The 14,770-nt window shown below is 43.2% G+C and carries 13 protein-coding genes; 4 read left to right on the forward strand and 9 right to left on the reverse strand.

Going from position 1 to position 14,770, the window contains the following annotated elements:
- The first annotated feature begins 134 nt into the window (after window positions 1-134).
- Complete coding sequence (gene ompW, locus OCV39_RS16760; RefSeq protein WP_261890069.1) at window positions 135-779, forward strand: outer membrane protein OmpW; 645 nt, start codon at window positions 135-137, stop codon at window positions 777-779.
- A 99-nt stretch (window positions 780-878) separates the two neighbouring features.
- Here the strand turns inward: ompW and OCV39_RS16765 are convergent, their stop codons facing one another.
- The 7 genes from OCV39_RS16765 to OCV39_RS16795 form a co-directional block, all read right to left on the reverse strand.
- Entirely contained in the window at window positions 879-1,379 is a 501-nt protein-coding gene (locus tag OCV39_RS16765) for a nitrous oxide reductase accessory protein NosL (protein ID WP_261890070.1), read from the reverse strand.
- A 12-nt stretch (window positions 1,380-1,391) separates the two neighbouring features.
- On the reverse strand, window positions 1,392-2,210 hold the full coding sequence (locus OCV39_RS16770; RefSeq protein ID WP_171755648.1) for an ABC transporter permease: 819 nt from the start codon (window positions 2,208-2,210) through the stop codon (window positions 1,392-1,394).
- A 1-nt stretch (window position 2,211) separates the two neighbouring features.
- Entirely contained in the window at window positions 2,212-3,147 is a 936-nt protein-coding gene (locus OCV39_RS16775) for an ABC transporter ATP-binding protein (protein ID WP_171755649.1), read from the reverse strand.
- Window positions 3,144-4,499 (reverse strand): nitrous oxide reductase family maturation protein NosD, encoded by a 1,356-nt coding sequence (locus OCV39_RS16780; RefSeq protein ID WP_171755650.1) that lies wholly within the window; start codon window positions 4,497-4,499, stop codon window positions 3,144-3,146. Before OCV39_RS16780 ends, OCV39_RS16775 begins: the two co-directional genes overlap by 4 nt.
- A gap of 217 nt (window positions 4,500-4,716) precedes the next feature.
- On the reverse strand, window positions 4,717-6,609 hold the full coding sequence (gene nosZ, locus OCV39_RS16785) for a TAT-dependent nitrous-oxide reductase (RefSeq protein WP_171755651.1): 1,893 nt from the start codon (window positions 6,607-6,609) through the stop codon (window positions 4,717-4,719).
- Between the two features lie 84 nt (window positions 6,610-6,693).
- The gene (gene nosR, locus OCV39_RS16790; protein ID WP_261890071.1) at window positions 6,694-8,820 is read right to left on the reverse strand and encodes a transcriptional regulator NosR; all 2,127 of its coding nucleotides are present in this window, start codon (window positions 8,818-8,820) and stop codon (window positions 6,694-6,696) included.
- A gap of 337 nt (window positions 8,821-9,157) precedes the next feature.
- The gene (locus OCV39_RS16795; RefSeq protein ID WP_017052771.1) at window positions 9,158-9,889 is read right to left on the reverse strand and encodes a sulfite exporter TauE/SafE family protein; all 732 of its coding nucleotides are present in this window, start codon (window positions 9,887-9,889) and stop codon (window positions 9,158-9,160) included.
- A gap of 366 nt (window positions 9,890-10,255) precedes the next feature.
- Between OCV39_RS16795 and OCV39_RS16800 the strand changes: the two genes are divergently transcribed.
- Both OCV39_RS16800 and OCV39_RS16805 read left to right on the forward strand, forming a co-directional pair.
- Window positions 10,256-10,999 carry a nucleoside recognition domain-containing protein gene (locus OCV39_RS16800; protein WP_017052770.1) on the forward strand — a complete coding sequence of 248 codons (744 nt, stop codon included), beginning with the start codon at window positions 10,256-10,258 and terminating at the stop codon, window positions 10,997-10,999.
- A complete protein-coding gene (locus tag OCV39_RS16805; RefSeq protein WP_017052769.1) occupies window positions 10,999-11,466 on the forward strand; it encodes a YjiG family protein in 468 nt (155 codons plus the stop codon). The genes OCV39_RS16800 and OCV39_RS16805 overlap by 1 nt, the downstream gene beginning before the upstream one ends.
- A 146-nt stretch (window positions 11,467-11,612) precedes the next feature.
- Here the strand turns inward: OCV39_RS16805 and trmY are convergent, their stop codons facing one another.
- Together trmY and OCV39_RS16815 are read right to left on the reverse strand one after the other, a co-directional pair.
- The gene (gene trmY, locus OCV39_RS16810; RefSeq protein WP_017052767.1) at window positions 11,613-12,215 is read right to left on the reverse strand and encodes a tRNA (pseudouridine(54)-N(1))-methyltransferase TrmY; all 603 of its coding nucleotides are present in this window, start codon (window positions 12,213-12,215) and stop codon (window positions 11,613-11,615) included.
- Window positions 12,216-12,324: 109 nt separating this feature from the next.
- A complete protein-coding gene (locus OCV39_RS16815) occupies window positions 12,325-13,752 on the reverse strand; it encodes an aminotransferase-like domain-containing protein (protein WP_261890072.1) in 1,428 nt (475 codons plus the stop codon).
- Between the two features lie 95 nt (window positions 13,753-13,847).
- Between OCV39_RS16815 and OCV39_RS16820 the strand changes: the two genes are divergently transcribed.
- A complete protein-coding gene (locus tag OCV39_RS16820) occupies window positions 13,848-14,762 on the forward strand; it encodes a DMT family transporter (RefSeq protein WP_261890073.1) in 915 nt (304 codons plus the stop codon).
- The last annotated feature ends 8 nt before the right edge of the window (window positions 14,763-14,770 follow it).

The following is a 14,770-nucleotide window of genomic DNA, read 5'->3' on the forward strand; positions in this document are numbered from 1 at the left end:
CGATGTTGCATATATGCACTCTATGTTTAAGTTTTTGTTACAAATTGATTTCCATCAAAAAATTGTGGTTTTTATATGCTACTTTGCGCGCAAATTAATAAAAACAACTATTTAGCCCTACAAAGGAAATTATAATGAAAAAAACAATGTTTAGTCTTGCCGTCCTCGCTGCGTTAGCTTCCACGAATGTCGCTGCCCATAAAGAGGGGGATTTTATTATTCGTGCAGGGCTTGCTGGAGTCGTTCCAAACGATAGTAGTTCAGGTATTCTGGGTTCGAATGAAGAGCTTGAAGTTGATTCAAATATGCAGCTAGGTTTAACGCTTGGTTATATGATTACGGATAATATTAGTTTTGAAGTTCTTGCTGCGACTCCTTTTAGCCATACTATTTCTACTGATTTAGCTGGATTGGGTGATATTGCGGATGTTGATCACCTGCCGCCTACTTTTATGCTGCAATACTATTTTGGAACCCGTGAAAGTACTTTCCGTCCCTATGTTGGTGCTGGTATCAATTACACGACTTTTTTCAGTGAAGGGTTTAATAGTAAAGCGAAATCAGCAGGGTTGAGTGATCTATCTTTAGATGACTCTTGGGGGCTTGCGGTCAATGCGGGTGCCGATTACATGTTAAATGAAGATTGGTTTTTGAATGCGTCAATCTGGTATGCAGATATTGAAACCGATGCACATTATAAATTTAATGGGGCAAAACAAACGACAAAAGTCAAAATAGACCCTTGGGTATTTATGATTGGTGGTGGTTACAAGTTCTAAGCCGAAGTCGCCCTATATAAAGATATAAAGGCAGTCAAGGCTGCCTTTATTCTCTTCTACGTCATAGAACGACGCTCCCATGTGATTAGGAACGGTGTTTTATAATATATCGATAGTGATCTCATCAAATTGATACAGCTTTCCACCAAACTTTTTGCTAAAGGCTAGAGCATCTTCTTTGGTACTAAAGCTTGCCAGTGTTTGTCCCATCGCCCCCGTTTGACTTGAACCGATCACAAACCACGCTTCTTTTGCATCTATGAAATATTGATCTTCAGGTTTTTGCCATGGCGTTTTACTCATGTCATGAACAAATACTTGTCGAACTTGGCGTTGGTTTTCTGGTTGAAGCAAGTAGCTAAAAAGATCACGGGTTGAGCAAAATTTCATGACATCATCATGGCCCTTTTGAAATGCTTCGCCTTTCGGCCCCGGGAAATTAGCAATGATCATTCCGCACAAATGGCATTCATCACTATTTTCAATTGCCACTGCTTGTTTGAGCATTTTTTCTTGAGGATCCTCGCCACAACCCATAAGCAACAAAGAGAGGGCTAGGCTGGTGACTATTTTCCATTGCGTGGATATTTTTTGTGACATGTATAATCTCGCTTATAACGTTTTTTTTCTGAAAATGAGTAAAGCCACTGATAGCGGTAGAAGGATCCAAGCCAGCATCACAAGCAAAAGCGTGCTGGTGGAGTAACTGCTGTTGATCGCCACAGCTAATACGCCATTAACATCGGTGCTGTTCAATGACGATAAGTTTATTAATCGGAATAAATCGGCTGGGTTGAACATCATCACCTGAACTAACGCGTGCTGAGTCAGTAGCTCACTTCCTCCTACGAGCACGCCAAGCAGTACTAAGTCAAAAATAAGCACGAAAAACAGCCATAGGATGAGGGAAATACCTGCCGCTTTTGATTTTTCTGAAACCAACAGACTGGTTAAGTAAGCCAAGGTAATGAAGCACAAACCAAGCAGAGTGGAAGTGAGAATAAAGAGCCCAAATGATGACGCAACTTCAGCGGTATCAAGGGTAAAGGCGAGTAGGACTCCTGCACTACCAAAGCCTAAAACAGTGGCAAGCGTGATGATGAAACCTTGGCCGAGAAACTTGCCAAATAGCAATTGTCCATGACTGATCGGGTAGGTCATCAGCAGCAATAGCGTGCCAGACTCTTGTTCTCCGACGAAGCTGTCGTAGCAAAGTAGTAGGGCAATCAACGGGATGATGAATACCGACAAGCTCGATAAACTTGCGATAGTCGATGAGAGTGACGGCGGACCAATATGTCCAGACGCAACACTGCCATAATAGCTTAGTCCAACCGACAACAGCGCGAAAATAAAGGTAATCGAGACAAACCAGCGATTACGTAAACCATCTTGGAACTCTTTTAATGCGACCGCAATGATGGGATTCATATTATTGATCCTCCTTGCTGCGTGAGTGATCGTGTTCTACAGCGTCAGAGGTTGTGCTTAAAAAGTGCTGGTAGATCTGTTCTAAGTTGGCCGGTTCCACATGAATATCACTGAGAGTGTCGTAACGCATCAACTCTTTGATTGCCGATATTTTATGTTTCTCTGGAATATGGAGTTGATTATCCGTCACCATAAATCCGGTTAATTGCTCATTGCTAGCAAGTGCCCCGTTAATGCCATGCGTTTTGATGACCACTGGGAGATTGGCTTGAAGCCGTAATTCGGCCAGTGTGCCTTCTGCGATACACTGCCCACGAGCTAAGATCATCGCTCTATCAATGTGTTGTTCAACGCCGGGCAGCACATGCGAACACAAGATAATACTGGCACCACTTTTTTTGAGTTGATCGACGCTGGTATAAAACTCTTGGGTTGCAATTGGATCAAGTCCTACGGTTGGTTCATCAAGCAACAGCAGTTTAGGTTCACCTAAAAAAGCTTGCGCGAGTCCGAGGCGCTGCCGCATCCCTTTTGAGTAGGTTTTCACTTGGCGGTGCATAGCATCACTTAAACCGACCTTTTTTAGCAAGGGTTGGATCTGGTCGGAAGACGCAGATTTCAAGCGAGAAAAATAGGTGAGCACTTCCAGCCCGGTCAATTGGTCATAAAAGCTGACATTTTCAGGCAAATAGCCGATATGTTTACGACTATGCCAAGCTTGGTTACTTTTAGGATCAACCCCAAAGACTGAAAGCTTACCTTGGGTTAACGTAATAACACCGAGAATGAGCTTCATCATGGTGGTTTTTCCCGCACCATTGTGCCCAAATAGCCCCAATACTTCACCGCGTTCTAAGGTCAAATTAATGCCATTGAGAGCATGCAGTTGTTTGTACTGCTTGGTTACTTGTTCGAGTTGTACAACCGGTCCGTTCATGAATGATTTCCTATTCCGTCGATGAGAGGAGAAGTTACGTTGACGGGATTGTTGAGTCGTTGTGTCGAGTTTTCTGATTGAGGTTCTTGCTCTGAATCTGGAGACATAAGCGGGTGCGAATCTTTAACACCTGCGGGCTTTAATACTGGGAATTGCTTTTGGATCCAACGCAGCATGAGTACGGCGGGGCTGTCTAGCAGTACTTTTGATTCAGGGTATTTCCAAACCATTTTGTCGATACCATCATTTGGCTCAAAAGGCGTATCACCGATGTTGTTATTATCAAGATCCCAACCAAGATAGTTACTCCAGTAGTTGCCAATACCATTTTGACTCCATTCTTGCTCTTGGTTGGATACGTACTTCACTTGAACGGGATTGTTGATAAATTGGTTGCCAAAAATTTTGCCATTTTCCGACCCCGCAGTGAGGTGGATGCCTATCTCTGCGGTATCGATGGTGTTATAGCTAATGGTGTTATAGGCAGAGTTATAAACAAACAACCCTTTGCCTTCGCGCCCAATGACTTTATTTTCAGGTCGAGTCCAAACATTCTTTATTTGGTTGTGGCTAATTGTGGATGAGGTGATGAAGTTCATTAACATGCCGTAGTCTTCACTGTCTCGGCTGGTGTTATTTTCCACGGTCAACAAGCGAGAACTCATTAGCGCATAGCCTGCTCGTGTGTTGTAAGCGGTGTTGTTCAATACTCGATTATTATGTGAATACATATAGTGAACGCCATAACGAAGATCGTGCATGGTGTTTCCACGTAACTCGCTCTCTTGGCTTGAAATGATGTAGAGCCCATCTCGGGTATTGCTGATGTCATTACCGATCACGAGCGCTGTTTTTACGGCTGAGAGTTGAATACCATTTCCGCGATCCGCAGAGCGCAAAGCAGGGTTGCCTACTACGGTATTTTTTTCGATAAGCAGATCATTGGCGCGTTGCAGCCAAAGCCCAAATCCATCGCCTGTTAATTGATTATTTCGGATGACGATGTTGTTCGCTTGATCTAAATAGATCCCTGCGTTTTGTTCGGTTAAATCATCTCCCCAATTAATGATGGTCAGGTTCTCAACCGTTGTATTTGAAGTATTGAGTGTTAAGGCATTTCCCACTCCATTAGCGTCAATTATCGCACCTTGCTCGCCACGAATATTAATGCCATTGCGGACATTGAAATTACCAGAATAGGTGCCAGGCTGGATTAAAACGGTATCGCCATCTTGGGTATTATCCAATGCGAATTGAAGGCTTTCACCTTGATTGACGGTGAATACCGCAGCAAAAAGTGCGGAGTGGAAAAGACTAAAAATGACAGCAATAAGCCCGCTTTTAATATTCAATCGCCACCTTCTTCTTTGATTGATAGGGTTTTCTTTTATTAAGATTGATACATTCTTGCGTCATGACTTCACTCATTAGCATCGCCTGTTCGTGAACATGGCTGATAAGGTTCCTTCACATTATCTGAAGGAACCTATCTAGACGATGGGATATGTCACTCAGTTTTGGGTGTTAAACCCTGTCGTCGTGTCGCACGTAAACCGCCTATAATTGTGTCTATGCTTCAACGAGCATACGACCACGCATCTCCATATGTAGAGCGTGACAGAACCAGTTACAGTAGTACCACTGAACGCCGGGTTTATTGGCTGTAAAGGTGATCGAAGCGGTCGCTTGTGGACCAATTTCCATCTGTACGCCATGGTTCGTCATACAGAAACCGTGGGTAACATCTTCCACCATATCGAGGTTGGTTACGATAACGGTTACCTCATCACCAAGCTTCACTCTGAATTCATTCATACCGAAAGTCGGTGCGATTGAGGTCATGTAAACGCGCACTTTATTACCATCACGGATGACTTTATTTTGGGTCATCACATCAACCCCATCTTTCTTCGCGATAGCAAGTGTCTCGGCAAAGATAGAATCATCACGCGTCCACAGTTTATTTGGTTTCACTTTACTGCGGTGAACGATCATACAGTCGTGTGGTTCCGCAAAAGTAGGACCATCGTGAATGAGCTTCATTTCATCGCCTGAAATATCAATTAACTGATCGTTTTCTGGACGCAATGGGCCTACTGGTAAGAATCTATCTTTAGAGAACTTACATAGCGAGATTAACCATTTGCCATCCGCATCACGAGTTTCACCTTGTGAAGTATGGTTGTGACCGGGTTGGTAGTGGACATCCAGTTTCTGGCGAATATAGTTAACCTTGTCACCGTTGTAAGCTTTGATTGCGTCTTCAACACTCCATTTTGCAATTTGGCTATCTAGGAAAAGAGTGGTGTAGGCAAAACCTTTGTTATCAAACGCAGTATGAAGTGGACCTAAACCAAGTTCCGGCTCTGCCACAATGGTGTCACGCGGCTTGATAGAGTTTGAGAATAGGCTATCGAGTTTAGCGATAGAAATGACCGATACCGTTGGAGATAGTTTCCCGTTAGCAACAAAGTATTCGCCGCTTGGAGAAGTATTAAGGCCATGCGGTGATTTTGGAACAGGGATATAGCGCGTCAGATCAGAGCCTTTACGGCCATCTAAAACAGGAACGTCGTTACCGTTGTATGTTTTAAAGTTGCCTGCTTTCAGTGCTGCTTCACAACGTTCAAGGCTGAATACCACAACATGGTCACGTTCAGCCGTGATCATCTCCCCAAGGTTCATGCCCATTTCAGAGTTGTAACAGGTAGAAGCGAAGTATTTACCGTCATAATCGGCATCGGTGTTATCTAAGTTACCGTCAACCATGACTTGGAAAGCGACTTCCATTTTCTCAGCATCAATGACATTAAAGAGTGAACGATAGGTGCTGATGTCATCAAGCGTTGTTTTGCCATCGTTATTCATTGGTATTTCAAATTCACCATTACAAATAACGTATTTAGTCTGTGGTACTTTTTGAACACGTAATCCGTGAATCGCTTGAACATTCGGAATGGTGAGCATTTTGTCACATTTCATCACGTCACAGCGAATACGAGCAACACGTGAATTGGCTTTATCGTTAATGAAGACATATTTACCGTTATAACGACCATCCGTCATACTCATATGGGGGTGATGGGAGTCGCCCGCTAGAATGTGTGCGCTGTCGCCTTTAATACGCTTACTTTCATCTGTTAAGCCCCAACCTGTTGCACTATCAACGTTGAATACTGGAATTCGCATAAGTTCGCGCATTGATGGCAAGCCCAGAATACGAACTTCACCTGAGTGACCACCACTCCAGAAGCCGTAATACTCATCAAGGTCTCCAGGGTGAACGACTGCGCTGTTGCTGATTTCAGATGCTTGAGCTTTTGCCATTGATGCAAACATGGCTGCCGTCATTGGCGCAGCGGCAACGCCTAAACCTATTGCGGCACTTTTACCGAAAAACTTACGACGTTCGCTGTTTTCGGGGTGATTGTCTTGATCGATATTGGTCTTGTCATCACTCATGGTGGATCTCCATATTATGGTTGTAGGTCGCTAATTGTTTAGGCAGTCACATGAATTAGCTGCATGTCATTAGATGATTGACTGTTATAGTTGAGTTACTGGAATATCATTTTTGCTGGCTTTTCTCTTCTTGTAGGCCAGTTTTTTCAATGGAGGACATTTTTCCTCATTTGAATAGGTGATTTGGCAATCTAAACAGTAGTGGCATTCACGCATGTTGATCACTCCATCCGGTTGTATGGCTTGAATTTCACATTCTTTTGCACAAGTTTTGCACGGTGAGCCACACTCTGGACGGCGCTTGAGCCAATCAAATAGGCGAATACTATTTGAGACCGACAGCGCAGCTCCGAGAGGACATAAATAGCGACAGAACGTTTTACGATTAAATAAGTTGACGGTTAAGAGCAGTACTGCCCATAGAATAAAAGGCCATTCGCGATCGAACTTAAGTAAGAATGTGGTTTTAAATGGCTCAATTTCGGCAAACTGTTCAGCAAGAGCGAGTGAGTCTAGTGAGAGACCAAACAGACCAAGTAAAATGAGGTACTTGATCGCCCATAGTCGTTCATGGACGGCCCAAGGAAGTTCATATTGAGGAATTTTTACGTACCGTGCGAACTGATTGATAAGCTCTTGAAGTGCGCCAAACGGACATAACCAACCACAGTAAACCGCGCGTCCCCACAATAATATTGTGACGGCTGCGGCACACCAAAGAATAAAGATCACAGGGTCGAGTAAGAACAGATCCCATGAGAAGTCTTTGACTAGTGCTTGTAAGAAGGTGAACACATTCACGACGGAGAGTTGTCCTCCCCACACCCAACCAATGAATACGACGGTGATGACTAAAAAGCCATGACGTAGTTGATGCATGAAGGTTGGGTGGCGAACTAAAATATCTTGAAAGAATAAGATCAGTACCAGTACTGTGATCAGTGCGAGTAGCACGATGACTTCTAGTTGCTTCTCTTGCCATACTTGTTGCGTTAGTGTCAGTTCAGGTTCTGGGATGATGGCGTCTGGAGTATCGACATACTGTTCTAAAACATCGTATGTGGCTTTAAAACTACTAAACACACTGTCGATTGGGCCTGTTTGTCTGCGGACGAGTAGTTCTAGTTCCCAACTCGCTCCTGGGTCAAACTCATGATGAGCCTGAATTTTAAAAACAGACATCTCTTTAAAATGAGGGTGTCCTACCGCAAATAGGTCGGTGATCCGAGTGTGTTCTAAATCTCGGAAAGAGATGTCATTATCCGCTTGCTGGACTTGTATTCGATCGAATATCCCACCCCGCACATACCCTGATCCTTTGTATGAATATCCATTGCCGAAGATAGCCACTAAATGTTCGCCATCTTTCAAATCTTTCATCAGCCAGTTATATTCTGCCTCTCCAAATAGGTTCTTACCTATTGACGGAATATCCGCAAGCGCATAATAGATTTCGGCAAACATTTCATCTTTTTCGCTATCCGGAACGGTATCTACATTCTCGCCTTCAGTACCATTGAACGCCATTTGTACGGCTTTATTGTCGAGAAATAGCTTTCTAATTGAACCATCGCCAGTGAGATCTAGCCAAGTTCTTTCATTGAAAATATCTTTTTTGATGGTTGAAATCGGTTGAATGATATTGGTAGAGGGCTTAATGATGCCTAATGATTCCGCGGCTTTGGTTGCGGCTTTGGTTATCGCAACATTCATCACCATGACGGTGACCGTCGCACCAGATAAGCCGTCGATTGGGATGTAATCCTGATTGGGTTTTCCTCCAACCTTGATGCGGTCTTTTACTGATAGACCAACATATTGATCACTAAATGCCCATAATTTGGTTTCTGGAATGCCTGCGAGGATGATGGGTTCGTGGTGTTCTAGCACTTTGGACGCCATGTAGTCACCTTGTGGATCGATGATAACCAACATGTTGACGGGCTCACCAGAATAAGCGGGAATCCTGGCTATATCATTGGTTTCAAAAGCGTAGCCAAGTATTTCATCATTTTTTTTGATGATGCGTAGTGGTGGTTCCCCCTGTTTTTCTGAAATAGAGCTGTTTGTTGGAAAAGTCTCTTGGATCAGAGGGATTGGATCTTTGGGTGGGCTAACAAATAGAGCTTGTGCAGAGAACGAGAATAGAACGCAGAATATCAGAGAGATAAATCTTACTAGGGCAGTGAGCCTATGACATGAATATTCCATTCTTATTTCCCAGCTTCTTGCTTTATAGAACGCGCGCATGATGAATGTAGCGATGAGAGCTAAGGGTAAACAAAATACCCTTAGCAAGATTGACTTGAATCAAAGTAATTGTAATGCAGATGTTTTGATTGTGTGAAATTTTGGCGGGCTCACATATTGATGTAATTATTAATAAATAGTTGGATGTTTTGCAATAAATTGCCTAAGCCTTTAAAAAATAACCTCTTTATAAATATGGTTATTGGTGCTAGAGGGAATAATTTGATTTGTTAAGTTTGAATATTGTTATAAGTTTTATGCTGGTACGGTCGTTGATACATTGAAATAAACCCTACGATTAAGCTAAAAACCCTTGCCAAATGGCGGTTAGCCCGCTGACTAAGCACAAAATTAAAGCTCCAACGCGAATCTTTTCTTTAGGTAGGCTCTGTGTGGTCATTATTGCTAATTTGTATCCGAGCCATGAGGCGGGGATGAGAGGAATTGTGATAAACACGTGATGCAGAGTAAAGAAACCAATGGGGATCTGCACAATTAATGAAATTAGAGAGCTAAACACAAAGAAAGCAGAAAGGTTCCCTCTGAGTTGGTTTGCGTCTTGGTGTTGTAAAAGAAGCGCCATCGGTGGTCCACCTATGGAAGAGCTGGTGCCAAAAAATCCAGAGAAAAAACCTGCAATCCCCATTCTGATCGGTGTGGGTTCAATTCGAAAAGGAAGCATGCTGACCATTACCGCAAATAGAACGAGGAACCCAAGCCATAAAGACAACACATCCGTTGATACCACTAATAGTAACATTCCGCCTGCAATCGAACCGGGCACTCGACCAATGAGGGCCATTTTTAGTCCACCAATCGAGACATTCGCTCTATGCTTGAGTGCATTTAAAATTGAAATGAATAGCGCGACCAAGCAAATGGGCGCTGGAACATAATCTGGCGATAGTTGAAATAGCAGAGGGGCGGCAACGATCGCTAGCCCAAAACCAATCGCAGTTTGTACGAATGATCCCAAAAAAATGAGGAAAATTGCCGTTAAAACGGTGGGATCTAACCAGTCAAATATCATAAATTGCCTATGTTTTTTAATTCGCTAAGCACTGGAGTTGGATCTAAAGATGATTGAAGCAAACATAGTGAAGCGAGTCGAAGTTAAAGTAAACGCAAGTATGATGTTTATGCGGTCAGTATTTTTCTGGCATCTCTGTTGTACATTTTGATTTATTCCATAGAAGAAAGATTAAGTAGTTATATATCCTTTGTTGATTAGTTGTTGTTCTTGATATGGTTAATTATGCTGATTATCACATTTTGAAATCATACATTTCATTTTTAACGTTTTCACAGCCTATCTTTGATTTTGGTCATATAGTGTGGCACGTATTGTATGCACTATGCGCGTAGTTCCTGTTCTATATAACTCATAGGTATTACGATGACGAATCAAACTCAAACCGACCGAAAGGTCACGATTGGGAGCTATATTGCTCTCGCCTTTGCCGTAGTGTTTTTCTCCGGCCTAATGAAATCAACGGACTGGTATGGAGCGTTAGATTTCACCACTCTTAATGGAGCGTTTGGTAAAGTTGCTTACAATGTAACGGAAACCGCCGATGGCATTGAAGCGGCAACCACATCACTGCGTGGTAAAGGCGGTAATGGTGCGCGTGATGGTTTCATTTTCGCTTTTACTCTGATCCCTACCGTTATGTTTGCACTTGGTATGATCAATGTGCTGGAGCACTACGGTGCACTTGATGCTGCTCGTAAAATTCTGACACCACTTCTTCGTCCATTGATGGGCATTCCGGGAAGCTCGGGTCTAGCTATGATAGCCTCTTTGCAAAGTACGGATGCAGGGGCCGCAATGACTCGACAACTGAAAGATGAAGGTCACCTGACGAAACGTGAAACCGATATATTCACTATGTTCCAATTCACTGCTGGCGCGACCATTGTTAACTTCTTCTCATCTGGTGCTGTGCTCTTTACCCTCACGATGGCTGATGGATCGTTAGCGGTCACTTCTTCAATTGGCCTTGCTGTTATTGTCATGTTCGTTTTCAAATTTGTCGGTGCCAACCTGTTCCGTGTTTATTTAAACCTAACAGAAGGAAAAGAAGACAAAGATAACCAAAACAATGACCAGTCAGCAGAACTAAAAGAGGAGACAGCATAATGAGCGACGTTAAAGCAAAAAAACCGATGGTGACTGATATATTTGTTGAAGGCGCTAAAAAAGGTTGGGTAATCGCAACGACTTCTACTGTTCCTAACGTATTGATGGCTTTTGTTTTCATCAAAGTTCTGCAAATTACTGGTGCGCTCGATTTGATGGGAACCGTGTTCTCTCCAATAATGGCGATTTTTGGTCTTCCGGGTGAAGCTGCGGCGGTATTGATTGGTGCTTGGATGTCGATGGGCGGCGCGGTTGGTGTGGTTATTACTCTATTTGACCAAGGTATCTTGAATGGTACGCACATCGCTATTTTAGCGCCGGCTATTTACCTTATGGGCTCTCAAGTTCAATACATGGGACGAATCATGGGCGCGATCGGCACGGAAGGTCGTTACATTCCAGTGATGATTGCCATTTCAGTACTGAATGCTTTCGGCGCAATGCTAGTGATGAATGTACTTCTGTAGAGCTGATTGTCACTAAATCATTACAGTCAAAAAATCCCCAAATGAACGTTTGGGGATTTTTTGATTTTGATGCTATTTATCCTTGGGCGAGATAGACATTGCATTCATTCTATATTTTAAATCAGAGTAATTTTCATCTTTGATGATTACTCGATCCCTGCAATATCCCATTCGTTTTGAATTAATGTTACGCACTGAGAAGCAAACAACATATTTGGCCCAAGGCTTATCATTTCAGTCCCCAAACGTTTCATGCTGTTGTAGGTTTTTTTAGGCATTGGAATATGATCGGTTAATAAGAAACAAGGGTTATGAGCCAACTCAATATCACGTACAGAGTCTCCCTTCTTATCTAGCATATACAGCTGATAATCTTCTGCTAACTCTTTAATCAGTTTCTCAAAACTAATCGTACGAACAGTCACACCAGGCTCAACTTGTCGCTCTTGCTCTTTGGTCATGCCTTTAGATGCATCGAGTGCTCTTGCGACTGCCGCTAATAGTATGGACTCATGGAAGCCGCCAATATTAGTGATGTCATTTGAGTTGAAGGTAATCGTGCGAGAGAAGTCTTTCGTGCTTTCCAATACAAGGTGAACGATAACGTCTTTGCGATGCGATTGAGCCACAAAAATGGTGTTCATCAATGTATGAGCCAAAATTTCGGTATGGGCTTCTTGACCGACAGATTCCAATAGAAGATGGCTCTCTGTTGGAGCGGAACGAGCTCTTAAAACAAATGCACGCATGGATAAATCGCCTTGCTATAAAGTGGGTGTATTGCTGATGGTAATACCATACAGATTCAAGACGCGTATGTAACCGCGATCGGCTGTTGAAGTCAAATAGAACTGATGTTTATCCCTGCTCTGTAAGATGAGTGGCAACAATATTGGCAAAGCGTTCAACACCTTCTGCCCATTTATCGTTATCTTGATATGAGGCACAGCTGAATCGGATGCAGTGTTTGTACTGGTCGTGAGTGCCGAAGATTGTGCCTGGTAATACACTTACTTTTGCTTTTAAGCACTCTTGATATATCGCGTAGCTATCGACTGCTGGTGGCAATATCAACCAAGATAAGAATGCGCCTTGTGGCCGACTGAGCTGAAATTGACCTCGTAAATTGTCGTGCTGGTTTAAGGCTTTGATCAATTGCGTCGAAAATCTCTTTTGATTGCTGTGGTAATGCTTCTTCATCTTGCTTAAATGCTGACGGTATTTTCCTGTAGTAAGAAACTCACCAAGCGCCGATTGCATGAGATTCAAGCTACCCATATTGTCGCTGATCAGATACTTCTCTATTTTACGCTGATACTGCCCCGCCAAGATCCAGCCAACACGTAACCTTGAATCCAACGTTTTAGATAATGAGTTGCAATAGATGACACGATTGCCTTTATCTAAGGATTTTAAACTCGGAAGCGGCGCGTCAAAGGATAAAGCGCCAAAAACATCGTCTTCGATAATGGGGATATTCTGCGATTCATCCAATAAAGCTTGCCTTGCTGCCAATGGCATACGAGATCCTGTTGGATTATTAAAATTGGGAGTGACGAGTATCGCCGCGATATCCCACAGGCTTATCGCTTCTTTTAATGCCTTAATATCAATACCAGAATCAATACTGCTAGGGATCTCGATAACCTGTAGATCTAAAGATTCCATAAGTAGCAAATTGCCGAAATAGCACGGGGATTCCACAATCACGATATCACCCGGCTTTGTCAGCGCGCGCAATGCGAGACTGATCGCTTGCTGGGCTCCGTGCGTGATCGATATTTCATTTGAATGCGCGGTGATGCCGCAATCTTGGGTGATCTTAATGAGTTGCTTAATTAAGGTGCTATTCCCCGGTGGTAACTGATAGTGGCTGGGGATCTGAGTTTGATAACGACTATGACGGCCTATCTCGGCATACAAACTGCGAATTGCAGGACCATCGATATTGGGATGAGCAGAACCGGCAGGCATCGTATGCTCGATAAGAGGCTGAGCCAAAATCGACTTAGTGACAGAGAGGAGATCAACATGGTTAGGATCGCTGACTAAAGTGAATTCAGGAAGCGGCTTTTGCTGAATACAGTAGCCAGAACGAGGAACTGGATAGACAATTCCAGCGGCTTCTAACTCTTGATAAGCCCGGATAACCGTATTCCTGCTCACCTGCTGCTGTTGAGATAAATGGCGTATAGAGGGCAATTTGTCATGCTCGACCAAAGTACCCGCATGAATCAATTGACGAATATGCGCTTCAACATCTTGGTATTTGGTGTTCTCTTTCATTCTGTACCCAATCATTTAGCCAAAACTGTGTCTTTTTATCCCAACTGTACCTAACTACATTAGCAATATAATGTGATGACTTGCTAGAGGTTTTTATGTGGGTGAAATTGATACCCGTTATCTTTGTGGTTTTATGGAGTTCAGGCTTCGTTGGTGCTCGATTCGGTTTGCAATACGCAGAGCCAGCAACGCTACTTGCGCTAAGAATGATGGCAAACGTAACCGTATTTATCGTGCTCATTGCATTTATGCGTAGAAGAGTTCCAATCGGAAAGGATTTATTACACGCATCTATTGTTGGCTTGTTGATCCATGGTTGCTATTTAGGGGGGACGTATCAAGCCATATCGATGGGAATGCCTGCTGGGCTATGTGCGTTGCTTGTCGGTATTCAGCCTATTTTAACGGCAGTGCTGTTAGTCGGGTTTTCTAATCAGCGTCTGATTGCATCGCAATGGCTCGGGCTGATGGTTGGCTTCGTGGGGATATCATTGGTGTTGATGGGAAATGTTGAGTGGCAAAATGATGAACATCAACTGGCTGCTATCTGCTTTACCTTTACAGCATTGGTTGGTATCACTTTAGGGACGCTTTATCAGAAAAAATTCTGCCATAACGTAGATATGATTGGAGGGGCGTTGGTGCAGTATTTCGCTTCGGCGATCTTATTTAGTATTGTTGCTTGGAATAGCGAAACGATGGAAGTGATGTGGGTTCCGGAATTTTTTGCGGTAATGGCGTGGTTAGTGATTGTGCTGTCTGTGTTCGCCATATTGTTACTGCTATTTATGGTGAAAAGTGGTGAATCATCGAAAGTGGCTTCTACATTTTATCTTGTTCCACCAGTCACTGCCATTCAGGCATGGCTAGTGTTTAACGAGAGCTTTGATTGGCTTGGTGCGCTTGGTTTCACACTTGCTGCTATAGCGGTTTATCTAGTGGTTAGAAAACCGATAGTAAAAGAGAAAAAAATAAGTGTCGCTCAAAACTCTCAAGTAAAAGAAGGTTAGGTAAGGCT

The organism is Vibrio cortegadensis (assembly GCF_024347395.1).
In the GTDB taxonomy this organism is placed as follows: Bacteria; Pseudomonadota; Gammaproteobacteria; order Enterobacterales; family Vibrionaceae; genus Vibrio; species Vibrio cortegadensis.